The 25,856-nt window shown below is 60.1% G+C and carries 22 protein-coding genes; 13 read left to right on the top strand and 9 right to left on the bottom strand.

Going from position 1 to position 25,856, the window contains the following annotated elements; genetic code table 11:
• Positions 1–18 precede the first annotated feature (18 nt).
• The 6 genes from gcvH (at position 19) to ACT3UA_RS12735 (ending at position 7,540) form a co-directional block, all read left to right on the top strand.
• Entirely contained in the window at positions 19–399 is a 381-nt protein-coding gene (gene gcvH / locus ACT3UA_RS12760) for a glycine cleavage system protein GcvH (protein ID WP_096283236.1), read from the top strand.
• Positions 399–1,721, top strand: a complete 1,323-nt coding sequence (gene glyA, locus ACT3UA_RS12755) for a serine hydroxymethyltransferase (RefSeq protein ID WP_444616786.1) — start codon at positions 399–401, stop codon at positions 1,719–1,721. Before gcvH ends, glyA begins: the two co-directional genes overlap by 1 nt.
• A 188-nt stretch (positions 1,722–1,909) precedes the next feature.
• Entirely contained in the window at positions 1,910–3,319 is a 1,410-nt protein-coding gene (locus ACT3UA_RS12750) for an L-serine ammonia-lyase (RefSeq protein ID WP_105568667.1), read from the top strand.
• Between the two features lie 407 nt (positions 3,320–3,726).
• The gene (gene mgtE / locus ACT3UA_RS12745; protein ID WP_444616783.1) at positions 3,727–5,091 is read left to right on the top strand and encodes a magnesium transporter; all 1,365 of its coding nucleotides are present in this window, start codon (positions 3,727–3,729) and stop codon (positions 5,089–5,091) included.
• Between the two features lie 66 nt (positions 5,092–5,157).
• Positions 5,158–6,267, top strand: a complete 1,110-nt coding sequence (locus ACT3UA_RS12740; protein ID WP_444616781.1) for an oxidoreductase — start codon at positions 5,158–5,160, stop codon at positions 6,265–6,267.
• A gap of 142 nt (positions 6,268–6,409) precedes the next feature.
• On the top strand, positions 6,410–7,540 hold the full coding sequence (locus ACT3UA_RS12735; RefSeq protein ID WP_255248322.1) for a baeRF2 domain-containing protein: 1,131 nt from the start codon (positions 6,410–6,412) through the stop codon (positions 7,538–7,540).
• Between the two features lie 71 nt (positions 7,541–7,611).
• Here ACT3UA_RS12735 and ACT3UA_RS12730 read toward each other — a convergent pair whose 3' ends face one another.
• Positions 7,612–8,769 carry a lysostaphin resistance A-like protein gene (locus tag ACT3UA_RS12730; RefSeq protein ID WP_444616778.1) on the bottom strand — a complete coding sequence of 386 codons (1,158 nt, stop codon included), beginning with the start codon at positions 8,767–8,769 and terminating at the stop codon, positions 7,612–7,614.
• A 155-nt stretch (positions 8,770–8,924) separates the two neighbouring features.
• Here ACT3UA_RS12730 and ACT3UA_RS12725 point away from each other — a divergent pair, with 155 nt between their 5' ends.
• From ACT3UA_RS12725 to ACT3UA_RS12715, 3 genes are read left to right on the top strand one after another with little or no spacing between them, the layout of a single operon-like run.
• Positions 8,925–10,202, top strand: a complete 1,278-nt coding sequence (locus tag ACT3UA_RS12725) for a YibE/F family protein (protein WP_444616776.1) — start codon at positions 8,925–8,927, stop codon at positions 10,200–10,202.
• 46 nt (positions 10,203–10,248) lie between these two features.
• Positions 10,249–11,301 carry a metal ABC transporter solute-binding protein, Zn/Mn family gene (locus tag ACT3UA_RS12720; protein WP_096283243.1) on the top strand — a complete coding sequence of 351 codons (1,053 nt, stop codon included), beginning with the start codon at positions 10,249–10,251 and terminating at the stop codon, positions 11,299–11,301.
• A gap of 20 nt (positions 11,302–11,321) precedes the next feature.
• On the top strand, positions 11,322–12,440 hold the full coding sequence (locus ACT3UA_RS12715; RefSeq protein ID WP_096283244.1) for a CDP-glycerol glycerophosphotransferase family protein: 1,119 nt from the start codon (positions 11,322–11,324) through the stop codon (positions 12,438–12,440).
• Here ACT3UA_RS12715 and ACT3UA_RS12710 read toward each other — a convergent pair.
• The 5 genes from ACT3UA_RS12710 to ACT3UA_RS12690 form a co-directional block, all read right to left on the bottom strand.
• On the bottom strand, positions 12,437–13,927 hold the full coding sequence (locus ACT3UA_RS12710; protein ID WP_096283245.1) for a gamma-aminobutyraldehyde dehydrogenase: 1,491 nt from the start codon (positions 13,925–13,927) through the stop codon (positions 12,437–12,439). The two genes, ACT3UA_RS12715 and ACT3UA_RS12710, sit on opposite strands and share 4 nt — an antisense overlap.
• 37 nt (positions 13,928–13,964) lie before the next feature.
• Positions 13,965–14,333, bottom strand: coding sequence for a cupin domain-containing protein (locus tag ACT3UA_RS12705; protein WP_096283246.1), 369 nt, complete (start codon positions 14,331–14,333; stop codon positions 13,965–13,967).
• On the bottom strand, positions 14,333–15,778 hold the full coding sequence (locus ACT3UA_RS12700; RefSeq protein WP_096283247.1) for an NAD(P)/FAD-dependent oxidoreductase: 1,446 nt from the start codon (positions 15,776–15,778) through the stop codon (positions 14,333–14,335). Before ACT3UA_RS12700 ends, ACT3UA_RS12705 begins: the two co-directional genes overlap by 1 nt.
• 358 nt (positions 15,779–16,136) lie before the next feature.
• Positions 16,137–16,493, bottom strand: a complete 357-nt coding sequence (locus ACT3UA_RS12695) for a hypothetical protein (RefSeq protein WP_141393442.1) — start codon at positions 16,491–16,493, stop codon at positions 16,137–16,139.
• A gap of 46 nt (positions 16,494–16,539) precedes the next feature.
• The gene (locus ACT3UA_RS12690) at positions 16,540–18,459 is read right to left on the bottom strand and encodes a primary-amine oxidase (protein ID WP_096283249.1); all 1,920 of its coding nucleotides are present in this window, start codon (positions 18,457–18,459) and stop codon (positions 16,540–16,542) included.
• Positions 18,460–18,586: 127 nt separating this feature from the next.
• Here ACT3UA_RS12690 and ACT3UA_RS12685 point away from each other — a divergent pair, with 127 nt between their 5' ends.
• The 4 genes from ACT3UA_RS12685 (at position 18,587) to ACT3UA_RS12670 (ending at position 23,180) form a co-directional block, all read left to right on the top strand.
• Positions 18,587–19,174, top strand: a complete 588-nt coding sequence (locus ACT3UA_RS12685; RefSeq protein ID WP_096283250.1) for a TetR/AcrR family transcriptional regulator — start codon at positions 18,587–18,589, stop codon at positions 19,172–19,174.
• 107 nt (positions 19,175–19,281) lie between these two features.
• The gene (locus ACT3UA_RS12680) at positions 19,282–20,211 is read left to right on the top strand and encodes an AraC-like ligand-binding domain-containing protein (protein ID WP_096283251.1); all 930 of its coding nucleotides are present in this window, start codon (positions 19,282–19,284) and stop codon (positions 20,209–20,211) included.
• A gap of 104 nt (positions 20,212–20,315) precedes the next feature.
• Positions 20,316–21,752, top strand: coding sequence for an APC family permease (locus ACT3UA_RS12675; RefSeq protein WP_096283252.1), 1,437 nt, complete (start codon positions 20,316–20,318; stop codon positions 21,750–21,752).
• A 15-nt stretch (positions 21,753–21,767) separates the two neighbouring features.
• A complete protein-coding gene (locus ACT3UA_RS12670) occupies positions 21,768–23,180 on the top strand; it encodes an aldehyde dehydrogenase family protein (protein WP_444616771.1) in 1,413 nt (470 codons plus the stop codon).
• A 71-nt stretch (positions 23,181–23,251) separates the two neighbouring features.
• Here the strand turns inward: ACT3UA_RS12670 and ACT3UA_RS12665 are convergent, their stop codons facing one another.
• The 3 genes from ACT3UA_RS12665 to ACT3UA_RS12655 form a co-directional block, all read right to left on the bottom strand.
• On the bottom strand, positions 23,252–23,725 hold the full coding sequence (locus ACT3UA_RS12665) for an HtaA domain-containing protein (RefSeq protein WP_444616769.1): 474 nt from the start codon (positions 23,723–23,725) through the stop codon (positions 23,252–23,254).
• Positions 23,726–23,825: 100 nt separating this feature from the next.
• Positions 23,826–24,287: a hypothetical protein gene (locus tag ACT3UA_RS12660; RefSeq protein WP_176484062.1), complete on the bottom strand. Its 462-nt coding sequence runs from the start codon at positions 24,285–24,287 to the stop codon at positions 23,826–23,828.
• A 107-nt stretch (positions 24,288–24,394) separates the two neighbouring features.
• Positions 24,395–25,765, bottom strand: coding sequence for an FAD-binding oxidoreductase (locus ACT3UA_RS12655; protein WP_255248323.1), 1,371 nt, complete (start codon positions 25,763–25,765; stop codon positions 24,395–24,397).
• Between the last annotated feature and the right edge of the window lie 91 nt (positions 25,766–25,856).

The following is a 25,856-nucleotide window of genomic DNA, read 5'->3' as shown; positions in this document are numbered from 1 at the left end:
CTTGGGAGAGGAATTATCGTGAGTAAAGTTCTTTCATCGTTGCGCTACTCGGCCGAGCACGAGTGGATCGATGCAGCATCGCCAGCCAAGATCGGTATCACACAGATCGCCGCCGACGCTCTGGGCGACGTGGTCTACGTTGACCTGCCAGAAGTTGGCGACACCGTGACCGCGGGCGAGACCTGTGGCGAAGTCGAGTCCACGAAGTCGGTTTCCGACCTGTACTCGCCAGTGACCGGCACCATCGTCGAGATCAACCAGGAAGCTGCAGACAATCCTGCAATCCTGAACGAAGATCCATACGGCAACGGCTGGCTGTTCACCGTTGAAGTTGAGTCCGAAGGTCCGCTGCTTTCGGCAGCAGACTACGCCAGCGCGAACGGTGGAAACGTCGAGTAATGAGCAACAAGACTTTTGAATCCCTAGCCCCTGCATCATTGACTCAGTCCCTGGCGCAGCTCGATCCTGAGGTTGCCCAGCGGATCGATGCCGAGCTCGCTCGTCAGCAGCGTGGTCTGGAGATGATCGCTTCGGAGAACCATACCGCGCAGGCTGTGATGCAGGCGCAGGGTTCGGTGCTGACCAACAAGTACGCCGAAGGTTACCCGGGCCGCCGTTATTACGGTGGTTGCGAAGAGGTTGACGTTATCGAGACGTTGGCGATTGAGCGCTTGAAGGCTCTGTTCGGTGCGGAGTATGCCAATGTGCAGCCGCATTCCGGTGCGCAGGCCAACGCTTCGGTGTTCCACGCGCTGGTTCGCCCGGGCGATACGGTCATGGGCCTGAACTTGGCTCATGGTGGTCACCTGACCCACGGGATGAAGATCAACTTCTCGGGTCGTCTCTTTAACATCGTTCCTTATGGTGTGAATGAAGAGACCTACGAGGTGGACATGGATGAGGTGGAGCGCCTCGCCGTGGAGAGCCAGCCGAAGATGATTGTTGCTGGTTGGTCGGCGTATCCACGCCAGTTGGACTTCGCTCGCTTCCGCGAGATCGCTGACAAGGTCGGTGCGTACTTGTTTGTGGATATGGCGCACTTTGCTGGTCTGGTGGCTGCTGGGTTGCATCCTTCGCCGGTGCCGCATGCGCATGTGGTGACCTCCACGACGCATAAGACTCTTGCCGGTCCGCGTGGCGGCATTATCTTGACCAATGATGCTGATATTGCCAAGAAGATCAACTCGGCGGTGTTCCCTGGTCAGCAGGGTGGCCCGTTGGAGCACGTGATTGCTGGTAAGGCTGTGGCGTTCAAGATTGCTGGGTCGGCGGAGTTCAAGGAGCGTCAGGCGCGGACCTTGGCTGGGTCGCGGATTTTGGCTGAGCGTTTGGGCCAGGCTGATGTGGCTGCCAAGGGCATTAGCGTGTTGACCGGTGGCACGGATGTGCATTTGGTTTTGGTTGATTTGCGTCATTCGGAGCTTGATGGCCAGCAGGCTGAGGATCTGTTGGCGCAGGTGGAGATCACGGTGAATCGTAATGCGGTGCCGTTTGATCCGCGTCCGCCGATGGTGACGTCGGGGTTGCGTATTGGTACTCCGGCGTTGGCGACTCGCGGTTTCTCGGAGGCTGCGTTTGGCGAGGTTGCGGAGATTATTGCGCAGGCTTTGATTGCTGGTGCTGATGGTAATGCTGGTGTGTTGCCGGAGTTGAAGCAGCGTGTGCTGGATCTGGCGCAGGCTCACCCGCTCTACCCGGAACTCGCGAAGGTTTCCGAGTAGCAGCTTTTAAGTAAGGAAGGCCCGGAAAGCAAAAACATCGCGTTCCGGGCCTTTCGTCTCTTGTGCGAATGCCAAACAGGCCACTATCGTGCATCACCGGGGACGGGGATCATCCTATTCTCTGCCTCACCACACACATTAGGTGTGAGCATCACCTATTGCCCCAAGTTCTAAGGATGTGAACCGTCATGGCGGTTAGCGTATTCGATCTTTTCTCGGTTGGTATCGGACCGTCCTCCAGCCACACCGTGGGACCAATGCGTGCGGCGCACGCATTCATTGCCCAGGTAATTCGCGAGGGGAAGATTGAGGCACTCGAATCCCTGCGCATCGACGTGTACGGTTCGCTTGCAGCGACCGGACGCGGGCACGGGACCTTCACCGCAATCATGCTCGGGCTGGAGGGCTTCGAACCTGAAGCCATTCTCCCGGCACAGGTAGATGAGCGTCTGGCACAGATGGAATCCACCGGTATTCTTCGTCTCGGGTCTCAGCTGGAGGTGCGCAAGGACCTGAATTACAAGGTCAGTGACATGATTCAGCACCCATTGACCGTCCTGCCCCGGCACACCAACGGCGTGAAGTTCATAGCCTTGGATGCAGCAGGCGCAGAACTGCTCAACGAAACGTTCTTCTCCGTCGGCGGCGGTTTCATTGTCCGCGAAGGCACCGAAGAACGTATCGAGAAGAATATCGAAAAGAAGGTCAAGCAGCAGCCGTATCCCTTTACTACTGCTGCGCGCCTGATGGAACATACGCAGGATACCGGCAAGTCGATCGCCGAGATCATGATGGCCAATGAGGAGACCTTCCGTACCCGGGAAGAAATCCGTTCCGGCCTCGTCCACATCTACGAGGTGATGGAACAGTGCAAGGACGCATCGCTCGAACGCACCGGCGTGCTTCCCGGAGGATTGAAGGTTCGCCGCCGCGCACCAGAATGGCACGAACGCTTGCGTAAGGAAGACAAGGACCGCGATCCGGTCTACTGGCAGGAATGGATCAACCTCGTGGCGCTGGCCGTCAATGAAGAAAACGCTTCGGGCGGTCGCGTCGTGACAGCTCCAACCAACGGTGCCGCGGGCATCATCCCTGCCGTCCTGTTCTACGCAACCCACTACGCACCAGGGGCCAAGTACTGGAACGAAGAGGAAAAGAACGACGCCGTGGTTCGCTTCCTGCTCACCGCCGGTGCCGTTGGCGTGCTGTACAAGGAACAGGCCTCGATCTCCGGTGCCGAGGTCGGTTGCCAGGGCGAAGTTGGTTCGGCTTCGTCGATGGCGGCCGGTGGGCTAGCCGAAATTCTTGGCGGTACCCCAGCCCAGGTTGAAAACGCCGCGGAGATCGCCATGGAACATAACCTTGGACTCACTTGCGACCCGATCGGCGGCCTCGTGCAGATTCCATGTATTGAACGCAACGCGATTGCCGCTTCCAAGGCGGTGAACGCGGCCAAGATGGCGTTGATGGGCGACGGCGAACACCACGTCACCTTGGATGAAGTCATCATCACCATGCGCGAGACGGGCAAGGATATGAGCGACAAGTACAAGGAAACCGCAATGGGTGGCCTGGCCGTCAACGTGGTTGAATGCTAATTCAGCACCCCGAATAAGCGTGCGGTGGGCTCTTGCCCGCCGCACGCTTTTTCATCTGGCGGATGTGATCTTGTCGCCTACGTGGCAACTATTGCCCAAGATGATGATAGAACTAAGGAGAAGGTTCTCGGGCGCACGCCCGAACGGATTCCAGGAGGTGAGCTGCATGGACGACGGCTCTAGTCGATCTATGTCCTCGCGACCTCCGCAAATCAGCCGCTGAGCTACACGACAATTCCTGTGCAGCGGTGAGTGAGCTTTGGAGAGCCGCGCTTCAAATCCCTCCTCCACGCATGATTCCCGCCAACGATCACTGATGGACTTTTCACCTAGATTTCGCTAGGTGAACGCCTGCCGGTGATTCGCCCGCACCTCTGGAATGATGCGCCAATACACCGTTTGGGCTGATGACCTTGCACATTTCCAAAGAAGTAGACTTCTCTACTATTTCAACGCTGATCCACGAGCATCTCGGCTCACCGGATTTCAACGAGCTTGCCTTCCTGCTGCGCGGCCTGAGCTTGCAGCAAACCCTCCAGCAGCTGCACCGGCTGCCGGCCAAAGACATGGCAATCGTCTACCGGCTGCTCGCCAAGGATCAAGCCGTTGGTGTTTTCCAACGCCTGGATCCTGCCATCCAGGCCGAACTGATTGGCAGCTTGCAGCAAGACGCGGTCAGCGAAACCTTTGCCGGGATGGCAACCGATGATCGCGTGGCGCTGCTCGATGAACTACCGGCGCAGCTTGCGGCGAAACTGCTGCGAGGCCTAGCCCCGGAGCAGCGCGAAGCGGTCAACGTCCTGCTCGGCTATCGCGCTGGGGTGGTGGGGCACCTGATGAATCCTTACTTTGTCACGACCCGCCCAGAGCTGAGCGTTGCCGAAAGCCTGCAACGGGTACGAGGCCAATTGGATAGCGCAGAGAGTATCTACACGCTGGTAGTGACCGATGAAACGCGTCGCTTGCTCGGGGTAGTTTCACTGCGCGCACTGATGGCCGCCGACGAAGAACAGCGGGTATCGGAGCTGCTCACCGTTGGCGCCGGTCTGCACGCCGAGCAGCCCGCAACCGAGGCGGCTCGCCAAGTGGTGCTTAGCAAGGAACTGCTGATCCCGGTGGTGGATTCCGAACAGCGGGTTGTCGGAGTCTTTAGCTCCACCGACGCGATCTCGATTCTCGCCGCGGCCGATGAGGAACGCGCTGCGCGCGGTTCCGGTGCCGAACCTCTGCGGCGTCCCTACCTGAGCACCGCGGTTGGTTCTCTGGTAAAAAGCCGCATTGTATGGCTGCTGGTGCTTGCCGTCGGGGCAAGCCTCACGGTCCAGGTGCTTTCGAGTTTCGAAGAAACCCTCGAGTCGATGGTGGTGCTCAGCTTGTTCATTCCACTGATCGTCGGCATCGGCGGCAACACCGGAAACCAGGCGGCGACCACGGTCACCCGAGCAATTGCGATGGGCGATGTTCGCGTCGGGGACCTCGGGCGGGTCATGCTGCGTGAGCTCTGTGTGGGGCTCATCCTCGGATTATGCCTGGGAACCCTCGGATTTGCGCTGGCCGGATTCATCTTCGGCGGATCCATTGCGCTGATTATCGGGATCACGCTGGTGGCACTGTGCACGATAGCGGCAGGAGTCGGCGGCATCATGCCGATTATCGGCAAATGGCTGAAAGTCGATCCTGCGGTCTTCTCGAATCCATTCATCTCTACTTTTGTGGATGCCGCCGGGCTGATCGTGTACTTCAGCGTGGCAGTTGCCGTGCTCGCAAACTAGCATGGCCCCAGCTCATGGCAACTTGCCTGTTGGAATAATATCCGGGACTACAGCGTCACACTAGATATGCCTCTAAGTAAATTGTTCACCCCAGTCACCATCCCTACGCGCAGCGGAGCGGGCCTGATGCTGCGCAACCGGGTCGTGCTGCCACCTATGTGCCAGTACGCCGTTGACAAGACAGACGGCGTGCCCACGGACTGGCAGCTAGTTCACCTCGGCTCGATGGCCCATGGCGGTTTTTCGCTGATCGTCACCGAAGCTTCGGCGGTGGTACCCGAAGGCCGGATCTCGGACCGTGACGCCGGAATCTGGAACGAGGAGCAGGTCCAATCATGGGCACGCGTCAACGAATACGTGCACGCGCACGGTGCCGCAACGGCCATCCAGCTGGCTCACGCCGGGGCGAAGGCCTCGACCTATGGCTGGCTCCAGGAGCTCGAAGCAGAGCAGAAGACCGGAAGCCTCGCCGCGTCCGAGGGAGGGTGGGACACCGTCACCTCCACGCCGAGCGAAATTTACGGTCTGAAACCAGCGAGCGGAATGACTCAAGAGCAGATCGCCGACTCCGTCCAAGCCTGGGCCGCGGCGGCGGAGCGTGCCGATGCCGCAGGTTTTGACATGATACAAATCCATGCGGCCCATGGATACTTGATTCACCAGTTCCTCTCGCCATTGTCGAATAAGCGAACCGATGAGTATGGCGGAAGCTGGGAAAACCGCACACGCTACCTTCGCGAGATCGTGCATGCGGTCGCGGCCCGCTGGCCCGAGAACAAGGCCCTGGGCATTCGCTTCTCTGGAGACGATTGGGTCGAAGCCGGCTGGCGCATCGCCGACACGGTTAGATTGGCCGAGGAGCTCTACGCGGCAGGAGTGCGGGCCTTTGACCTTTCCAGCGCCGGAATCGGTGCCTTCCATGGCCCCAGCGGTCCCGGATACCAAGTCCCACTGGCCCAGGCGGTTAAGCAGGCACTGCCAGATGACGCCTTTGTGACCGCCGTGGGCGCAATTACCGAAGCGCATCAGGCCGAGCAGATATTGGTGACCGGACAGGCCGACGGCGTATGCATCGGGCGGGCGGCATTGGGCGACCCGCAGTGGCCAAACCGCGCCGCGCAGGTCTTGGGGGCCAGCAAGTCGCACCCCTCGCATTACTGGCGTGGGCGCTGGTAAAAAACTTAGGTCGGGTGGCTATTTGGGCTTTGCCCATGCGATCTTTTCGCTTTGCTCTTCCAGCTATCGACGCGCGGTGTTAGGTTAGTCACACGGAGCTAGTCGCACGGCGGCCAGGGGTCGCGTGCGGAAGGGAGTCAGCATGGCACTACGCGCGGATTCTAATGGAATCGACGCTTCGCTTTATCGGGAAAATGGTTCGTGGTGCACCGCTTTGGTGGATGCATCATTGGGAACCACCGCGGCGCACGAGGCAGCTGACCGATTGCCGGGGGAAGTGGCCAAACTACTGAAAAGCCAGCAGGCCAGCTCCAATGATATTGAAGCTGTGACCGGGGCTTTGGAACCGGCGAAGGGGCTTCGTGCACCGGTAGCTCGATTCATCGCAGTCCATGACGGGACGGTGGTGCTCAACGAACTCATTCCTGGATTGAAGGTCGAATCCGCCGCCGTGGATGCGGGGCCATTTCCGAATTTCACCGCCCTAGCCAGGGCGCGGGGTGGGGCATTTTCCTATCTTGTGGCCGAGGTCGGGCGCGATGGCGGAGAGGTGCACCTGTACAACACCACATCTCCGGAGCGAGTGGGCAGCCGCGGGATTGTGGGCTCACCGGAAGAAACTCACCATGCACGCAAGGTGCCAGGCGAGTATGACCAGCCGAAGAATCAGTCCGCGGCCGATGAGATGGCGCGACGCAACGCCGAGGAAGTTGCGGAACTGATCACCGAAATGTGCAAGGACACCTATATCAGGCTCATCGTGCTTTCCGGCGACGTGAAATCGCGAGAGGCCATCGCTGGGATGCTTCCGGTGGCGCTCAAGCCGTATGTCGAGGTCTTGGATGCGCACACGCGCACCGGCGGCGCGGATACCAAGCAGGTTGATGACCGCATTTCGCAGTTGGTCTCCGATACGCACGCCGAAGCGATAGCGGAGCTTGAGAAACGGGTGTCGGCTCAGGCTGGCAACGGCCGCGCGCAACTGGCCGTAGGCCTCGCCGAGGTGGTGACAGCGCTTCAATCCGCTCAGGCAGAAGTGGTGCTCGTTGGACAGTATCAAGATGAGCACACCCTGCGGGCGCTATCGGCCGAACCTTGGGTGGCCCATGAAGAGGGCGATGATCATTCGGACCTGGTCATGGGGCAGTGGCCGGCTCCAGAGGTGCTGCTTCGAGCGACGGCGTTGACGGATGCCACAATCCGTTATGTTCCCGACTCGATTCTTCCCGATGGAGTGGGCATCGCAGCCTTGCTGCGCTGGGCCAAGTCCTAAAACCGAGAAAGCTTCGCCGGTGAGAGCGCATGATGCGTGCTCACCGGCGAAGCTTTTTAGTGCCACCCTAGCTACGGGTTAGGTGCGTTATGGTCGTGGGGGTTCGCGTCCGGCTGGCTGGGGTTGGGGTAGCCTTCCTGCGGTGGCTGCGCCGGAGGGTAGGCCGAACCGCTCTGCGGGGCGGGAGGAGCCCAATACGCCGCTGCCGGCGGAACCGGTGGATAGGCCGCCGGCCAAGGCTGCAACAGCTGTGGGGCACGGCGCTGCGGTGCCGGCCCGGCCGTTCTCTCGATATGCCGCCGCTTGGCCACCCAAAGCAGGATGTAGGTCACCAGCGCGGTGAATCCTATCGAAGTAAGCAGGCTAGAGAGCGAAGATTGCGTGGCGTTGATATCGACGGCTCCGACGGCGGCCAGCAGGAACAAGCCCACATTGTTGATCACGTGTATTGCGATGGCAGCTTCCAATCCACCGGTGCGCCAGGTGAGGAAACCTGCGGCTATGGCAAAGAATGCCACGTCAAGCAGCCCGTAAATATCGTACAAGTGACCAAAGGTGAATAGCGGCACCGGAAGCAATATCGCGAACAACGGGTGTTTAAGCCAGCTGCCAATGGTTTGCATGAGCATCCCGCGGAATACGATTTCCTCCGCCGCTGCCTGGAACGGCACCAGCAGCACCACGAGCAAGGCGAAGAAGAGCGGATTCGCGGGAAGGTTCTCTGCGGGGACATTCGTTGGAGCCACGAGGCCGGCGGCCTCGATGCCTAAACTAATCCCAAAATAAACTGCATAGAGCACGACCGCGATCCCGGTGCACAGGCCCAGCCATTTCCAGCGGATCTTGCCGGCCACGGAGATCAAGAGCCCCAGCGGTTTGGGGCCGAGCAGCAGGTAGGCGAAATACGCTACCGGGATCAATACGATCAGCGAGAGCATGGTGAAGAGGAAGACCGCAGGGTCGGCCATGTTCATGCTGTCGAAAGCCATCATCACCGGATCGGTCGGCTCGTCAAGCCGCGTCCCCAGCGAGCTGAAGAGCACGATCATGAGGCCTATGAGCAAGATGACAATTGCCACCAGGTAGAAACCCGTGGCCGTTCCCAGCAATGCCAAGGGGCGCCACCACGCATACTTCGGATCCCGGCGCATCAGACGATGGAACTCGTATCGAGGTTCATCGGCGCTTGCTGCATTGGGTATAGGCCCATTAATCTCTGGCATGCTCATAATATAATTTTCGCCCCGAACAGGTTCATTAGGTATGAACCTTGCGGAGGATTTGTTGGATCATCCTTTAGGGGTGTTCATTACCCGGTGTACAGGTTGGCTGACTAGACTTGGGCGCGACGAGTTCTGAAATTCCTTTGAGGAGTACACCGCACGTGGGGCATCACCATCACGATCAGCCGATTTTGCAAGACCCGAGCCGCAGGCGCCGAGCCTCAATCATTCTGTGGGCCCTGCTCGCCCCCGTTGGGGCGCTCGCGCTGATCATGGTCATCGCGCTCTGGCCGCAGGGCAACTATGATCGCTTTGCACTGAATGGCGCCATGGAGACAACCGGTGGCGCGAGCATGCAGGTCGGCACCGTGACCAGATCGGCGATCGAGGACTGCCCTTCGAGCATCGGGCTTGAAGATGTCGGAGGCAAGACGCTTGAATGCAACGTCACTTACCTGATGCCAGATAGCGGCGGCGCCGAAATTCAACTGGAGATTCCACCGGAGACGCTGCATTCCCGCGAAGCGCGTTCCGGTGACCAGATTCGATATTTGGACCTGTCAAGCGTTGACTCGGGCAGCGGCAGCCCCTATGTCTTTGTGGATTTCGTGCGCACCTTGCCGATGGCCCTGCTGGCGGTGGCTTATGGCCTGGTGGTGGTACTGGTGGCTGGCTGGCGTGGTGCCCGCGCGGTCATTGGGCTCGTCGGCGGCATCGCGTTCATGATCATTTTCATGGTGCCTGCGTTGCTGGAGGGCGGGAATCCCGTGCTGATTGCGCTGACGGGTTCGACCGCGATCATGTTCGTGGCGTTGTATTTCGCCCATGGGCTCAACGCGAAAACGTCCACCGCACTGCTCGGAACGCTCTTTGGGCTGGCGGTGACGGCCGGTTTGGCGGTGTGGCTGACCGACGCCGCGGCGCTCACCGGAGCCAATGATGAACACGCGATGACCCTGTCCACCGTGGTGCCGCAAATATCCCTGCCTGGCCTGCTGATCTGCGGCCTGTTGGTGGGTGGCATGGGTGTATTGAACGACGTCACCATCACCCAGTCCGCAACGGTCTGGGAGTTGGCGGAGACCGCTCCGCACGCTTCGGCCAGGGAGTTGTTCTTCAAGGGCATGCGCATCGGTCGCGACCACATCGCCTCGACCGTGTATACGATTGCCTTCGCCTACGCGGGTGCGGCCCTGCCGATCCTGGCCATCGCGGCATTGAGCGATCAGAGCTTCGGGACCACCTTGAGCTCGGGCTCGATGGCGGAGGAAGTCATCCGAATCCTCATTGGTTCCATCGGCTTGGTCCTCGCGATCCCGGTCACCACCGCTATCGCTGTGGTTGTCGTGAAGGCGACCGGTACCGGCGGTGCGCACGGTAAAAGCAGTGTGCCGCTCGGACGGCGAGCAGCGCTAAGTGCGAATGGTTCTCAAATCTAATGTAGAATAGTTCTCAATAGCGTAATGGGTGAATGGAGACTATTAGATGAAAAACCGTGGAATGCTGGCCTCATTGGTGACGATCCCGCTGACCGGCTTGCTGCTGGCTGGATGCTCGGCAAATACGACCGCCGAGGCGCAGGGCACCGAGGAACCAGCTGCCGGTGGCAAGGTTGAGATTGTCACGACGATGAATGTGTACGGGCAGATTGCCCGGGCCATCGGTGGCGAGCATGTCCAGGTCACCGAAATTATCACCTCCACGGCGCAGGATCCGCACTCCTATGAGCCAACCGCCCGGGACAAGCTCACCGTGTCCAAGGCCTCGGTCGTCTTGGCCAACGGCGGCGGCTATGACCAATTCATGGACTCGCTGGTTTCCTCGTTGCCTGCTGAGCAGGCCGAGCAGGTACACCTGATCCACGCGGTGGACTCCTCTCCGGTAGCGGCGGAGAACGAAGAGGGCGAGGAACATGCCGAGCATGAGGGCGAGGAGCATGCCGAGGAAGCGCATGCCGAGCATGAGGGCGAGGAACATGCAGATGAAGCAGGCGATGACCATGCTGGACATGATCACGCGGAATACAACGAACATATTTGGTACGACCTGGACTCAATGGAAGCCCTCGCATCCAGTTTGGCTACCGAGTTAGGCGAATCCGACCCAGAAAACGCCGAGGCCTTCAAAGCCAACGCGGCAAACTTCGCGGAGGGGATCGGCGGACTGCAGGAGCAGCTTGCATCCGCGAAGCTCGATAAGCGAAGCTACGCCATGACCGAGCCGGTCCCATTCCATCTGCTAGAGGATGCAGGAATGGAAAATAAGACTCCTGCCGGACTGAGCGAAGCGGTCGAAGCCGGTGAAGGAATCGCGCCGCTGACACTCAAGGCATTGAGTGACACGCTGGGCGCAGGCGAACTGGATGTGCTGGCCTACAACGTGCAGACCGAAGGGCCTGAAACCACGGCACTTCGCGCGAGCGCCGAATCCGGCAAGGTGGCGGTAGTGGACTTCCGTGAAACCATCACCGACGACTCCAGCTACCTTGAATGGATGGAGAAAAATATTAACGCTTTGGCTTCCGCGATCGAAGGGTAGTTAAAACGTAGACTAGAGGTATGTCTCTGATTACCTCCCAAGTCAATCAAGTCGCAGGCCGTGCAAGGTCAATTTTCGCTGAACGTGCGGTGCGAACGCAGATTGCCGAGGCCAAGCAGGAATTGGGTAGGGCGGAGAATGTCCTCTTTTTCGCCGAGGGGCCCGGACAGTTCTACCAGCTCGGCGTGTGGCTGGAAACCTTCGAACGATTGGCGGCGCAGGGACAATCTGCCGGTGTAGTGGTCATGGACGCGTTGACGGCCCGGGAACTGCTCAAGGTCAGCAAATTGCCGGTTTATTTCACGCGTTCCATTGAGCAGATCGAGCGAAAGCTTACCGAGCTGGGAACCAGGACCATTTGCTACGTGAATAATTCCCAGCGCAATTTCACCATGCTCCGTTTTAACGGACCGGCGCATGTTCACTTGAACCACGGGGAGAGCGAAAAGGCCTCCATGGTTTCGAACCAGCTCAAGGCCTATGACTATGCCTGTGTTGCCGGTCCGGCAGCCGTGGCACGTATTTCCGAGTCGATTGCTCGTTTCGATGTCAAGCACCTGGTGCAGATCGGACGTCCGCAACTGGATGCTTTGACTCCTGAAAGTCCTTCGACAAAGATTCGAGTGCTCTACGCCCCGACATGGGAGGGCGACTCGGAGGCGATGGATTATTCCTCGGTGGTGCGGTTGGGTGAAAGCATCCTGACCCAGTTCGAGGGAGACAGCCGCTTCGAGGTGCGGTTCCGTCCACACCCCAAAACCGGTGACAATTCTGTAGCGGCCAAACGCGAAATCGCGGCGCTGCGCACTCGCTTTGCCGCGGAACTTGATCCGCTGACCGACCCGGGCCAGTCATTGGTATGGGCAGACGTCGCGATCTGCGACACCTCGGCGATGGCCTACGACGCGGTGGCGTTAAACGTTCCGCTGTTCCTGACCGGAGAACGCCCCTCGCAATTGCGTGATCGCTTACCGCAGGAGCAGCTATTGGGCTCGGCAAATGGGCTGGCACAGCGTGTGGCCGAGCTGGCCAAGGCCGGCGTCTCTGGTCGGCAAAAGCAACTGGCCCAGTATTTCTTCGCCACGACCGCTCCGGGAGATGCCACGAAAAAATTGGGCCAGTTGCTGGGTTCCGTCTAGCGCTGCAGGAACACGGTATTCTGCCACTCGCGGTGAGTATCCGTGTCGTGCGAGATCAGCACGTGCTTGACGTTGGTGTATTCATCAAATGAATACTGGCTCATGTCCTTGCCCATGCCGGAGGACTTGTATCCGCCGTGAGGCATCTCGGAAACGATGATGATGTGTTCGTTAATCCACACGCATCCGGCCTGAATCTGCGCGCTGGCACGCATGGCCCGGTTGAGGTCCTTGGTCCAAGCGCTGGCAGCCAGGCCGTACGGAGTATCGTTGGCCAGCTCGATCGCTTCCTCATCGGTTTCGAAAGGCAAGGCCACGAGCACCGGACCAAAGACCTCGTGCTGGACGATCTCGGAATCTTGGCTGGCCCCAACGAGCAGCGTGGGACGATAGAAATTCCCCGGGCCTTCGAGCCGGCGTCCACCGGCCAGGACGGTGGCACCGGCGTCCACCGCCCGCTGCACCATCGAGGAGACCTTCTGCAGATGGGCAGCGCTGATCAGGGCTCCCATATCGGTATTCGGATCCTGCGGGTCACCGACCGCCATGGCGTCCATCAGCTGGGCAACCCGCCGGGTGAATTTCTCGAATACCGACGAATGCACGTAGGCGCGCGTGGCGGCGGTGCAGTCCTGCCCCGCATTGATCGTTGAACCGGCAACCGCCCCATGGGCTGCCGCTTCGATGTCCGCGTCGTCGAAGACCACAAATGGCGCCTTGCCGCCCAGCTCCAGATGCACCCGCTTACCGGTCTCGGCCGCCATCGTCATGATCTTCAGACCGACTTGGGTGGAGCCGGTAAAGGACGTCATGCGAACTTGCTTGTGCCTGACCAATGCCTCGCCGACGCTTGCGCCGCTACCGACCACAACGTTGATCACGCCGTCGGGCAGACCGGCATCCTTGGCGGCTTGAGCGAAGAGCAGGCTTGTTCCAGGAGTTAGTTCGCTGGGCTTGAGCACGATGGTGTTTCCGGCGGCGATGGCCGGAAGCACTTTCCAAGCGGCCATCTGCAAGGGGTAGTTCCACGGCGAAATAGAGCCAACCACGCCAATGGGCTCCCGGCGAATCATCGAGGTCGTGTTTCCAGCGTAATCTCCGGAAGCCAGACCCTGCAGGTTGCGTGCGGCCCCAGCAAAGAAGTTCACGTTGTCGATCGAACCTGGCACATCAAACTCGGTGGACATGCGCATGCTCTTGCCGGTCTGCGCGGTCTCCACTTCGGCCAGTACCTGTGCGTGGGATTGCAGCTCGCGGGCCAGCGCCAACAGATGATCGGATCTCTCCCCGGGGGTGAGGGCCGACCAGGTCTTGAAGGCATTCGCCGCCGCCTGGACCGCCTCGTCTACCTCGTCCACGCTCGCAGTATCAACTTCTTCGAGTTGTTCTCCGGTCGCCGGATTGATTCGAATAAGTAGCTCACCGGTACCGCGGCGCCAGGAGCCGTTGATGAATTGGTGTCCTTGCGAAAAATTGAAACCTGACATGTTCTATCGTTCCTTGGATTTGTGGATTCTTTGCGGGCTAGAGACTCAGATAGATCTTGCGAAGAGTTTTCGTGACGCGCCATTCGGTATGCATCTGGGCGTGCAGCCGCACCAGGGCACCAGGGAAAAGCTCAATTTCTTGCGCGGCGAAACCCGCGCGCTGCGCAATCTTGATGTTTCCGGACCCGGAGAGCACCACGAAGTATTCGTCCGCTTCGATGTCGCGCATTGCGCCGATCGACATCTCCCAGATCCCGATGGACGTACCGGCTAGGTCACCGACCTCGTATACGGCGGTGCGGGTGCCGGCCGCGCCTAGTTGCAGATGCTCTGGAATGAGTTCGGCCGCTAGCGGGATGCTGGCAGCGTCAACGAGGGTGGCTAGCGGTCTGGTTTCTTCTGCCATTAGGAATCGAAGCCCATGCCGATCTTGTCCATGACCTTGAGGAAGGCCGGCCGTCTGCCCTCATTGCGATCGGCGCTGATCAGCTGGCTGGTCATGAGCTTAACCCCGACGTACGCGGCGGGTTCCGGAGGGAAGGGGATCGGCTTGGTGCGAACCATTTCCAGTTCGGTCAGCTCGGTCTTTTCGCCCGAGAGCAGATCCAGCATGACCTTCGCACCGAATCTTGTGGCGCCGACACCGAGTCCGGTGAATCCTGCGCAGTAGGCCACCTTGCCGCCGTGAGTCAGGTCAAAGAAGGAGAAGAAACGTGAGCAGGTATCGATGGCCCCGCCCCAGGCGTGGGAGAACTTCACGTCCTCCAGCTGCGGGAAGTTTCCGAAAAAATGGGCTGCGAGCTTCTCGAATGTGGAGCTATTGGTGTCGTAGCTCGAACGGACTTTGCCACCGAAATGGTAAATGGCATCGTAGCCCCCGTAGAGGATCCGGCAGTTGCCATTTTCGTCTACGGTCGGTCTGGCGTAGTGGAATCTATTGTTCAGATCGGCCAGCCCGACGGGCTCTTTCCAACCCAGCGAACGGCGTTGCGCTTCGGTCAGCGGCTCGGTCATCAATGCGTAATCGTAGACGGGGATGACCCTTGCCCGGTGACGTTTGAGCAAGGAGGGGAAGACATTGGTGGCTAAGGCCACGCGCTGGGCCCGAATGCGCCCGGCTGCCGTCAATACGAGTATTTGCCCATTGTTTTCTTTCAGCTCGGCCGCGTGGGTGTGCTCAAAGATGCGCACTCCCAGCTCACGGCAGACCCGGGCCAGTTCCCAAGCGAGTTTTGCCGGGTGCACCAGCGCCGTGGACGTTCGATCCAAGGAGCCCGCGAGGAAATCCGGGGAGTTGATGACTTCCTTGACTTGCTGGCCATCGAGATACTCGATGCCTTCGGACTCGGCAGCTTCGGCAACCCAAGGGACCTGATGCGGCTCGATAGCCACTTCGAGTACGCCAGCACGAGTGAACTCCACATCCATGCCATAACGCTCGACGGTGGCTTGGAACTCATCGAGATTTTGAGTTCCCAACTTTCCGAGCAGAGCATTTTCCTGAGGCAAATGGTTTTCGCCGTTGGCCTCACCATGTACCAGTGAGGCTTCGCAAAAACCGCCATTGCGCCCCGAAGCAGCCCAGCCGATGCGTTGCCCCTCGATGAGGACCACATCCCGGTGGGGGTCTCGTTCTTTAGCTTGAAGCGCCGTCCAGAGGCCGGTATATCCACCGCCGACAACGAGCAAATCCGCCTCGATCGAACCGTCCAACGCCTGCGTTGCATCGGGGCGGTGCTCGTTATCAAGCCAGTATGAGGTGTGCTTGGCACCGGACAGGGATTCTTTGATGTGCCCGGGCGAGGCATTCGCTTCGTGCCGGTCAAAGGTAAGGGGAAAATTCTTGCTCATTGGTGGTCCTCGAGTCGCATAAGTATGAAGTTTGCTGTGTTGGGTTGCGACAGGGGAATCACGAGCGGGCACAGGATGGCAGCGGGGATCTGGTCCCCAGGGATTGCAGGCGTAACGGATGCCGATTGCCGAAGGGCAGAATCGCGTATTGCGGCAAAGCGGGGCGCGGCATGATTCGATAGCCATTGGCTGGCCACGGATATCCCTCTTCTCGGAGTGCTTGCCTCGCAGTGAACGTCATTCATTACTTATCTAAGCCCGGTTTTTCGGGCAGGTCAAGGGAAAATTCAATTCTCTGTACAGCGAAGTGATGACATGAAACGGCTGAGGACCAGATCCATGATCTGATCCTCAGCGACTAATTTGCCGCGTATTGCGGTTTTGGCGTCCGACTTCGTGAACGATTGAGCAACACGGCCGCGAAGAACATCAGCAGGAGCTCGGCGGCTCCCACCACGAGCATTGGCACGGCGTGGGCAACATGTTCAGGTGCGGCACCTGAAGAGTGATGGGCGGCGCCTCCGGGGAGTCCTAGCACCATAATGATGTGCGCCAGCCCCATCAACGCGCTCATCAGCATCAGCGCCTGCGGTGACTCGCCTTGCGCCACCGCTAGTGCGCATTTTATGCACCATGCGGTCATGAGGAGCAGCGCCAAGGACCAGCCAAGGTTATGCGGTGCCGCGATGAGCAGCACCAGGTGGGAAGCTGACATGATGAGGGTCGCGGCCACCAGGACCCGGAGACCCGCCGGCACGGGATTAGCTGTCCGTTGAGCAGCATCCACCGGCGGAGTCCGATTCGGTTGAGCAACAGCCGTGCTTGGCTGGTTCCGGGACGTCCAGCGCCGGTGAACGGTCAAAGAACCCCTCGGGGCGGATCTTGAATCCAACGGTGTCCACCGGCATGATCGGCCAGTCTTCGGTTCGCGGGAAATGGGTCAGCGCAAAGGTGTGCCAGAGGCTCACCTCCTCGCCGTCGATGTTCTTGTCCGCCTCGATCCAAGAACCGATGCCGGCAACTCCCGGGTTCTGGTTGACAAAATCTCCGGTGGGGTAGCGCTGTGCCGCATTGCGCTGGGTAACCCAAAGCGCTTTGGAGGCAAATTCGGCACGCTTCTGCACCGAGGAGCCCTCGGCGGCGAGCAAGGTTGGAAGCCCCTGCGGCATGAGCTTGTAGCCTACCGGCTTGCCGAGGTAGTTCTTCGACTCTGGATTGGTCACTACCCAAGAACGCCCCGCGGCCATATTCGCGTCGCGAACCGCTTGCTGTTCGGTGGCCAGCACGGTGTGTGAACGGCTGAAGGCGTTGCCGCGCGGGTTCTCTGCGTTGATCGGCAGGCGGACGGCTTCCTCCTCGATGACCTGGCTGGGGCCGCCGTCCAGGGCAAAGTCGAGTCGGGCACCGAAGATGTGCTGGTGGAATGGTGCCCCTAGGCCCGGTGCCATTTCCGAGGCGAAACGCTCATCGAGCATGGCGGAGGTGAAGACGACGCCGGTGGCCTTGGCCTCGAATTCGATGGTGCCATCCAGGTAGAGGTACCAGTAGAAGCCGTAGTCGTAGTTGCCCACGGTGGTGAAGAAGCTGATCACCAGGCGACGGTTGCGCCGGGTGTACTTGACTCCGGACCAGTCATCGGAGTGCTTGGCGAGGATCGAGGCGTCCTCCTCGTGCATGCAAATGCCGTTGGTAATTGTCTGTGCTTCGCCGTTGGCGTCGGTGATGACCGGGGAGATGTAGTGGATCTCGCCGAGGCAGTCACAGCCCAGTTCCAGCGAGTTGGCGAATCGGCCCACCAGGTATTCGCCGGTGTCAAAATAGTTCTGCCAGCTGCGCACCGGAGAAGGGTCGCCATAGGGGACCACCATTTCGGCAATGGAGGCGCGATCCAGGATGCGGCGGCGCTGCTCCTGGTCGTCAAAGGCGATGTTGTAGAGCACTAGGCCTTCGCGCATATCGAAGCCGATATCCAGCGACCATTTCTCCCACTCGACGTGGTTTCCCTCGGTTACCGTGAAGCTTGCGCCCTCGGGCTGCGTGATTTCGATAGGGCGTTGGGTGGTGCGGACCGGACCGGTGAGTTCCGGGTCCGTGTAGTTTCCATGGGTTTCCGGCACCGGAACGATGCCAAAGTCCAGGAGCTGGTCCACGGTGCCGGCGATGGTGTCGATGTAGACCACGAGCCCGTCCACCGGGTGGGCCCAGGCGGAATCTTCGGCGAAGTCCTGACGGAAGGCGAGGCCGCGCAGGATGCGGCGGCCGGATTCCTGCGGGTACTCGAAGACACCGGCGGATAACGGCGCGACGCGAACCTGCTCGGGTTTCAGATTTCTTTTGGCCAGCGCCGCGGCCCACTGCTCGCTCTTGGCCAAGATTGCTTCGACCATTTCGAATTCTTCCACGAGCACCGGGAGCTGGCCGGTGGCACCCGGGTCCAGCTCTACGAGCGTTTCGATCTTCCCAGTGGAGAGGTCAAGGACTACATCCTTCGGCTCATTCTCCAGCCGGTCCAGCAGCATGGCGCGGACCCTGCGCCCAGGGGCCTGCGGGTTTGGATCTTCTAGTCCCATGTAGGCGATGCGGGTGTTCTGTCCGTAAATCCCCGCGGTCACCAAGATCTTCTTGGCCGCGGCAATTTCTTCTGCAGAGAGCAGGGAGAAGTTAGTTTTTGTATCTTGCATGACAAACGCATCCTTTGGATTGATGTGAGTCGAACCACTTTTTATTCTCTGCTTGTAGAGAATACGGAAAATGGCGACTCGTGGCAATAGCGCGCCGAAGAAAACTTGTCTTAGCTAGGCTGGGTGCATGCCAAGAATTGTTGACCACAACCAGCGGCGCCGCGAGATCGTCGAAGTCACCTGGCGCTTTATTGCCAAGCAAGGCTTTGACAAGCTGAACCTGCGCGACCTGTCCGCCGCGGCCGGCTACGCCAACGGTGGATTGAAAACCTATTTCCCGAACCGTGACGCGATTCTGGTCGCAACATTCAATTACGTCGCCGACTCCACTAGTCAGCGCATTGCCGAAAAGACCGCGACGCTCAATGGCGTAGATGCGATTCGCGCCTTTGCACTCGAGGTGCTCCCCTTGGATGAAGAGCGTCGCGACGAGGGGCGTGTTGCCGTGCATTTTTGGCATCTAGCGCTCGGCGAGCCGGATCTGGCCGAGGTGAATGCGGTGGCGATGGACCGCTGGCGCACAATGCTGGACGGCTGGCTAGTCGACATCTTGGGCAACGGACACCCGGGTGCGATGGTGGCACGTGACTCGCTGCTCAACTTCATGCTCGGCGCGCAGGGTGCGAGCGTGCTCGATGCCCGGACGAATACCGCGCAATCGCTGGTTGAGCAGCTGGAATACCAGCTGCATGCACTCCTGGCCCTGTCGCGATAAATAATCTTTATTCTCCACCTGAAGAATAAAGGTGACTTTGGAGTAGATCTGCCGTACCCTCAAACGTGACGCCCGACACAGCAGGGGTGCGTTCCAGAGAGGTCTCGATGTATCAGATTCAACATGTTGACTCGTTCAGCGCATGGTCCAGGCTGATCTCTGATGCCTTCGTGCAATTACGCAGCGAGCAGGTAACCTCCGGTCACTTCACGGCCAGCCTCGGGATCAATATGCTCGGCGACATCGGCCTGATGCGAGTTAATGCCAAGGCGCACACCGTCTTGCGCACCGAGGACCTGACCTCCACCGGAGACGGGGAATTCTACAAAGTCTCTTATCAGCTTGCCGGGCACGGCCTGTTGATTCAAGATGGACGCGAAACCGTGTTAGCCCCCGGAGACTTGGCAATCTACGATACTCAGCGACCCTACACGCTGAGCTTTGACCAAGCGGCTTCGGTGATGGTGGTGCTCATTCCACATCAGCAGTTTCGGCTCTCGCGCCATCAGGTCGGAGAAATCACCGCTACTCGCATGGAAGCCGGACATCTGCTTACCGGAACGGTTACGCCACTGCTGCGGCATCTGGGCGAAAACCTGGCACAGTGGGATCAATTTGGCGGCGCGGGACTTGCCCGCAATACCGTGGATCTGCTGGCGACCTCGCTGGGCGGGGTGCTTTCCCACGCCCATGCGGTGGACCCGCGGATTGCCCAGCGCGAACGAATTATCGAATTCATAGAGCAGCGACTAGAGGCTCCGGAGCTAACGCCCGCTTTTATTGCAGAAGCCCACTTCATCTCGGTGCGAACCCTGCATGCTCTCTTCGCGGAGGAGCCACGCAGCGTTGCCGCCCTCATCCGGCATTATCGGATGAAATACGCTGCCGAGCTTTTGAGTGACCCATTGCTGGCACAGGTGCCGGTCCAGAGCGTCGGCACGCGCGTAGGCATCGTCGATGCACCCGGATTTACCAGAGCCTTCGCCCGCGAATACGGGCTGACTCCCGGTAAATTCAGGCTCAAAGCGCTGGCCTGAGCCATCGTATGCGCGCATGGGCAAGAGCCCTGCACGCAATGGCAACGTGAATGTGAACCCCGTCATGGATCCTTGGGATATCGACAGATTGAGTGGGGAAACCAATGGGACTCGAACAACGCACCTTATCGGTGCCAGCACTGGTAGTCATGATTATCGCGGCCAGCGCACCGCTGACGGTTGTCGCCGGCGGCGTAACGACAAACTATGCGGTGACAGGCATGGATTCGGTGCCGCTGTCATTTGTCATTCTGGGAATTATCCTGCTGATCTTCAGCATCGGCTACACCGCGATGAGCCAGCATATACCCAACGCGGGCGCCTTCTACGCCTATATCGCCGGAGGCCTGGGCCAAGCCGCCGGCGTCGGCGCGGCTATGGTCGCGGTGGTCAGCTACAACCTCATGCAGATCGGCATCTATGGGCTCTTCGGGTTCGCGGCGGCTTCCTTCGCTTCCGCCCTCTTAGGCTCCACCATCCCTTGGTGGGTTATGGCGCTCGTCGCCTGGATTCTGGTCGGTGTGCTGGGGATGAACCGGGTCGATTTCTCCGTCAAAATTCTTGGATTCGTCGTCGCGCTGGAATTCCTCGTGGTCATTATCTACGATGCGATGACCTTCGCGGTTGCTCCGGAAGCACCAGAATTCAGTGCTGCATTTAATGCCGGTGACGCGATTGCTCCGGGCATGGGCGCGGTCATGGCGTTCAGTATCGCGGCCTTCATGGGGTTCGAGTCTGGAACCATCTACAACGAAGAGGTTAAGGATCCAAAGCGGACGGCCCGCCGTGCCACGCTGATTGCCGTCACGATCATCGCGGTATTCTATGCCTTCTCCGCGTGGGCCGTTGCCGTGGGCGAGGGGCAGGGAAATGTCGCCGCGGCCTCGGCAGAATTCGGACCCGATCTGATCTTCGTATTCCTCGGTGCCCATGCGCCGGGCTGGTTCGTTGACATCGCTAACCTGCTGTTCATCACCAGCCTGTTCGCCGCGCTGCTTGCCTTCCACAACGTGGTGGCACGCTACTTCTACTCCATGGGCCGCGGTGGAGCCTTGCCGAAGTTCCTCGCGAAGACCTCACGCCGAACCCACGCGCCGGTCGCCGGCTCCCAGGCCCAGTCATTGCTTGCCTTGCTGGTGATCGTGGTGTTTGCGGTGGTCTCCGCCGGCAAGGACCCGATATTTATCGTCTTCACCATGTTCACTTGGATGACAAACTCCGCCGCCTTCGGGCTGGTGCTGCTGATGGCGCTGACTTCATTCGCGGTGTGCGGATACTTCGCCCGGAACCGTACGGCAGATTCGCTGCTCACCCGTGTTATCGCCCCAATTGCTGCCGGGCTCGCGCTGAGCTTTGTCTTTGTCCAGATCGTCATCAACTTCGATGTTCTGATCGGCTTGGAGGAACCAGGGGCGTTGCCCTATATCCTGCAGGCGATAGTCATTGTGCCCGGTATCCTCGGCTTCCTGCTTTCTTGGTGGGTGCGAAAGCTCCGGAATAAGTCTGTTCAACCTCAAATCCATGAAACAACTCTGAACTAACCAAGGGAGATCTTAATGTCTTACTCCAACGCCCAAGAACTGCTGTCCGCCATTCAGCCGGCCTCCGGTGGCACCGAAATCTTTGACCCGGCCACCGGAGAGCTCGTCGGACGGGTGGCCCAGAGCAGCGTGGCAGATTTGGACGCTGCGGTGAGTGCCGCCCGAACTGCGCAGCCTGCATGGGATGCACTCGGCCACGAAGAACGCAATCGTCTGCTGAACCTGGCGGCGGATCGTATCGAAGCCAACGCCGAGGCCTTGGCCGAGCTGCTTTCCCGGGAACAGGGCAAACCGCTCAACGGTCCCAACGCCCGGTTCGAAATTGGTGGATGCGCGGCTTGGCTGCGCGCCGCCACCGCCTATGAGGTGGAGCCGGAGGTCGTGGTGGATGACGGGGAGACCTATGCCGCCAAGCACTACCGGGCCTTAGGCGTGGTCGGCGCCATTGGACCATGGAACTGGCCAATGATGATCTCCATCTGGCAGCTGGCGCCTTCGCTGCGCATGGGCAATACCGTGGTGATGAAGCCCAGCGAATACACCCCGTTGTCGGTGCTGGCCTTGGGGCATGTCCTCAACGAGGTCTTGCCAGCGGATGTGCTGCAGGTGGTGGCCGGTGGCCGTGAAGTAGGAGAGAAGCTCTCCGGGCACCCGGAAATCAATAAGATCATGTTCACGGGGTCCACCCCGACAGGAAAGGCGATCATTCGCTCTTCGGCCGACACGGTCAAGCGGCTGACCCTCGAGCTCGGCGGAAACGATGCGGGAATCGTCATGGAGGACGCCGATCCGAAGGCCATCGCCGAGGATCTGTTCTGGGGCGCATTCATCAACACCGGCCAAACCTGTGCCGCCTTGAAGCGCCTGTACGTCCCGGAATCCATCTACACGCAGGTCTGCCAGGCCTTGACCGAGGTGGCCGCCAAGATGCCAATGGGCGTGGGTCTTGATGAAAACAACGTCCTCGGCCCGCTGCAGAATAAGGCCCAATACAATATCGTCGCCGACTTGGTCCAGGGTGCAGTGGACTCCGGCGCGACGGTGCTGCTGGGGGCCAACCCGGATAGCGAAGCTGCCGGATACTTCTACCCAACCACCCTGGTGGCAGATATCGATCCGCAAAACGACCTGGTGACCAAGGAGCAATTCGGTCCGGCCTTGCCGATTGTCAAGGTCAAGAACGTGGAAGAAGCCATAACCCACGCCAACTCGTTGGAGACCGGACTGGGCGCTTCGGTCTGGGGCTCGGATCGCGAGCAGGCTCTTGCCGTGGCGGCACGGATTCAGGCCGGCACGGTCTGGATCAATTCGCACGGCACGATCGATCCGCGCATTCCGTTCGGCGGGGCCAAGCAGTCCGGCTATGGGTTGGAATTCGGGCTGGATGGGCTCAAAGCACTGGCTCAGCCGCAGCTGATCAAGGGCTGATAAAAAGCGCAAAGGGTCCGCAACTCCGGCAAGGAGCTGCGGACCCTTTCGGCGCATCTGGCAGTTTCCCGCTAGCCGCGCAAGACCACCTCAACCGGCTCCATATCTTGGCCGGCCTTGTACTGGCCGTTGAACAGGGCCGAGCCCTGTTCGGTCAGCGATGCCGCGAAGCGGGTTTTGACCAGACCGAAGGCATTGGACACGGCGGTTTCGACCAGCTCGGCGATGGGCAGGCGCTCGCCGTTTTCGTTGGCGACGCTGAGCAGGACCAAATCATCGTGTTCTTCGATACGCGGTTCGATGAGGTCCAGCTTCATCATCCCGCCATGGCCCACGAAGGAGACGCGGCCGTTGAAGCGCAGCTCGCCTTCGGGGGATTTGGCATCCACGGCGACCGGGAACGCAAGGTTATTGCCAACCTGCCACACCCCGTTGGATGCTTCGATGCGACCGTCGGGAAGCGAAGAAATATAGCCCACAAAGGAAGCCTTCAGGCCCCACTCAAGGTGAGGCTGGAACGGATCACCCGCCGGTGCACCATTCATACCCATCATCGTGTTCATTCCCCTTTGCGGCTTGAGGTCGCGCGCGGTGCGCAAATTAGATCCGGGGATCAGTATTGCATATGCACTAGCTTGAAAGAGACTACTGGTTACCTTGTTTGCGCTCGTGGTACCAAATCTCCTCGATAAATGGTTCGCCGGTCTCACGAACCTCAACGACGACGTCGCTGAATGACGCGCCGTCTGGCAGCACCAAGCTGGTGGTAGCCCAGGAACCATTCCAATAGCCCAGATCCAGGCTTGTCGGCTCGTATTTCAGCGCAATGTTCGCCTCGAGGTGCTTCATAGAGGCGAAATAGCCGGTGGCGGCGACGATCGTGCACACGATGGCAAGCGCGCCGGAAGTGCCGGCAACGATCAGTTCGGTGCGGATCGAGGACTTCAAGGCATAAGTTTGCAGCCCGTCGGGCTTCCGCTGGAAGTCGCCGCGGCGGATCAGCCCGTGGATGAGCGTGGGGAAGCAGATCAGCAGCAAGGTGACCGCGACACCAAATAATACTAGTGGCCGCAGAAAATCGATCGGTTCGTATCCCAGCATCTCCATAATTCGATTCTAGCTAAAGGTACGCTTGCTGACCAGAAGAATTAAACACCAGCAGATTGTCCAATGGGTGGGGCCCGAGGTCGCCGCGGGCACCATGCAGGACGCGCCTAGATCCCCTTGCCGGGGTTGAGGATTCCCTGCGGATCGAATACCTGCCTGATGGAATGCTGCAGCCGAAGCGAACGCGACCCGATTTCTTCCTCGAGCCAGTCCTGCTTGAGCAGGCCGATGCCGTGCTCGCCGGTCAGCGTGCCGCCCAATCGTTGGGCCAGATGGAACATGTCGCCCAGTGCAGCCTTGGGTGCCCCGGAGGTGATGGACTGCCCCGGATCCACCACGATGACCGGGTGCAGATTACCGTCTGCGGCGTGGGCGATGGTGAAGATGCGCACGCCGCGATGCTCGCCGATTTCGGCCAAGCCGGCCAACGCCTCAGCGAGTTTGCTGCGTGGCACCCCGATGTCGCAGATCGACACCGTGCCCAGCTGCTCCATGCTGGGGATCGCCTGGCGCCGTGCCTCCATCAGCTGAGCCGCCTGCGCTTCGTCCTCCGCGCGGTCGATGCGCGATGCCAGCGGCATAATGGCCTCCACCAGCGCCTGCATTTCCAGTTCGGCGCCGAACCCGTCGGTTTGCGCCAGGAGCAGGGCGCCACCTAGCTCCCGGTGCCCGGTGCCCAGGGCGCCATCGATGGCCCAGAGGCTGGGCCCGTCCATGAGTTCCAGGACCGAAGGCTGCAGCCGAGCGGAAATAATCGCCGCGGCAGCCTGCGCGGCGCGGGACTCATCGGGGAAATAGGCGGCGGCGGTCGCGGTGCGAATCGGCTTGGGGCGCAGGCGCAGCACGGCCTCCACCACAATGCCCAAGGTTCCCTCGGAGCCGATGAAGAGGGCATTCATGTCGTAGCCGGCCACGCCCTTGATGGTGCGGCGCCCGGTGCGCAGCAGCTGCCCATCGGGGAGCACCACGGTCAGGGCCAAAACCGATTCGCGGGTCACCCCGTACTTGGCGCACCACATGCCCCCGGCATTGGTGGCGATATTTCCACCGATGGAGCAGATGGCGGTGCTTGCCGGATCCGGGGCATAGAACAGTCCGAGCTCACCGGCGGCGGCATTAACCGCCGCATTGATGACGCCGGGCTGAACCACCGCGATCTGCTCGACGGGATCGATGGAGATGATCCGATCCATTTTCGAGACATCCAGGACCACCTCGCCGCGCCGTGCCGTGGCACCGGCCGCCAAACCGGTTCCGGCGCCGCGCGGCACAATCTTCACCCCGAACTCGCTGGCCAGCTCCATGGCCAGCACCACATCCGCGGTGCTCCGGGCAAAAACCACGCCGTCGGCGAAAGAGTCCGGCAGATAACCCGAACGGTCGATGCTGGCCCGCTGGCAGTCCTCCGGAAGTGTCGAGGCCTGTGGATGCGCGTCTAATAGCTGCTTGCTGGACTGGTTGGCTTCTCCGGGGATCACGTGGACGTCCTTGGCTCGAGAGGGGGTGAGGGGTGTTAAAAAGGCCCGGCGGGAGCGCATAATGCTCTCCCGCCGGGCCCGATACAACTCA

The organism is Glutamicibacter sp. 363 (genome assembly GCF_052379505.1).
In the GTDB taxonomy this organism is placed as follows: domain Bacteria; phylum Actinomycetota; class Actinomycetes; order Actinomycetales; family Micrococcaceae; genus Glutamicibacter.
This window is presented reverse-complemented; position numbering and strand designations above follow the sequence as displayed.

Coding starts and splice junctions, on each gene's coding strand:
- glyA (WP_444616786.1), top strand. CDS start 399: ATGAGCAACAAGACTTTTGAATCCCTAGCCCCTGCATCATTGACTCAG.
- ACT3UA_RS12750 (WP_105568667.1), top strand. CDS start 1,910: ATGGCGGTTAGCGTATTCGATCTTTTCTCGGTTGGTATCGGACCGTCC.
- mgtE (WP_444616783.1), top strand. CDS start 3,727: ATGACCTTGCACATTTCCAAAGAAGTAGACTTCTCTACTATTTCAACG.
- ACT3UA_RS12740 (WP_444616781.1), top strand. CDS start 5,158: ATGCCTCTAAGTAAATTGTTCACCCCAGTCACCATCCCTACGCGCAGC.
- ACT3UA_RS12735 (WP_255248322.1), top strand. CDS start 6,410: ATGGCACTACGCGCGGATTCTAATGGAATCGACGCTTCGCTTTATCGG.
- ACT3UA_RS12730 (WP_444616778.1), bottom strand. CDS start 8,769: ATGAGCATGCCAGAGATTAATGGGCCTATACCCAATGCAGCAAGCGCC.
- ACT3UA_RS12720 (WP_096283243.1), top strand. CDS start 10,249: ATGAAAAACCGTGGAATGCTGGCCTCATTGGTGACGATCCCGCTGACC.
- ACT3UA_RS12715 (WP_096283244.1), top strand. CDS start 11,322: ATGTCTCTGATTACCTCCCAAGTCAATCAAGTCGCAGGCCGTGCAAGG.
- ACT3UA_RS12710 (WP_096283245.1), bottom strand. CDS start 13,927: ATGTCAGGTTTCAATTTTTCGCAAGGACACCAATTCATCAACGGCTCC.
- ACT3UA_RS12705 (WP_096283246.1), bottom strand. CDS start 14,333: ATGGCAGAAGAAACCAGACCGCTAGCCACCCTCGTTGACGCTGCCAGC.
- ACT3UA_RS12700 (WP_096283247.1), bottom strand. CDS start 15,778: ATGAGCAAGAATTTTCCCCTTACCTTTGACCGGCACGAAGCGAATGCC.
- ACT3UA_RS12695 (WP_141393442.1), bottom strand. CDS start 16,493: ATGTCAGCTTCCCACCTGGTGCTGCTCATCGCGGCACCGCATAACCTT.
- ACT3UA_RS12690 (WP_096283249.1), bottom strand. CDS start 18,459: ATGCAAGATACAAAAACTAACTTCTCCCTGCTCTCTGCAGAAGAAATT.
- ACT3UA_RS12685 (WP_096283250.1), top strand. CDS start 18,587: ATGCCAAGAATTGTTGACCACAACCAGCGGCGCCGCGAGATCGTCGAA.
- ACT3UA_RS12680 (WP_096283251.1), top strand. CDS start 19,282: ATGTATCAGATTCAACATGTTGACTCGTTCAGCGCATGGTCCAGGCTG.
- ACT3UA_RS12675 (WP_096283252.1), top strand. CDS start 20,316: ATGGGACTCGAACAACGCACCTTATCGGTGCCAGCACTGGTAGTCATG.
- ACT3UA_RS12670 (WP_444616771.1), top strand. CDS start 21,768: ATGTCTTACTCCAACGCCCAAGAACTGCTGTCCGCCATTCAGCCGGCC.
- ACT3UA_RS12665 (WP_444616769.1), bottom strand. CDS start 23,725: ATGAATGGTGCACCGGCGGGTGATCCGTTCCAGCCTCACCTTGAGTGG.
- ACT3UA_RS12660 (WP_176484062.1), bottom strand. CDS start 24,287: ATGGAGATGCTGGGATACGAACCGATCGATTTTCTGCGGCCACTAGTA.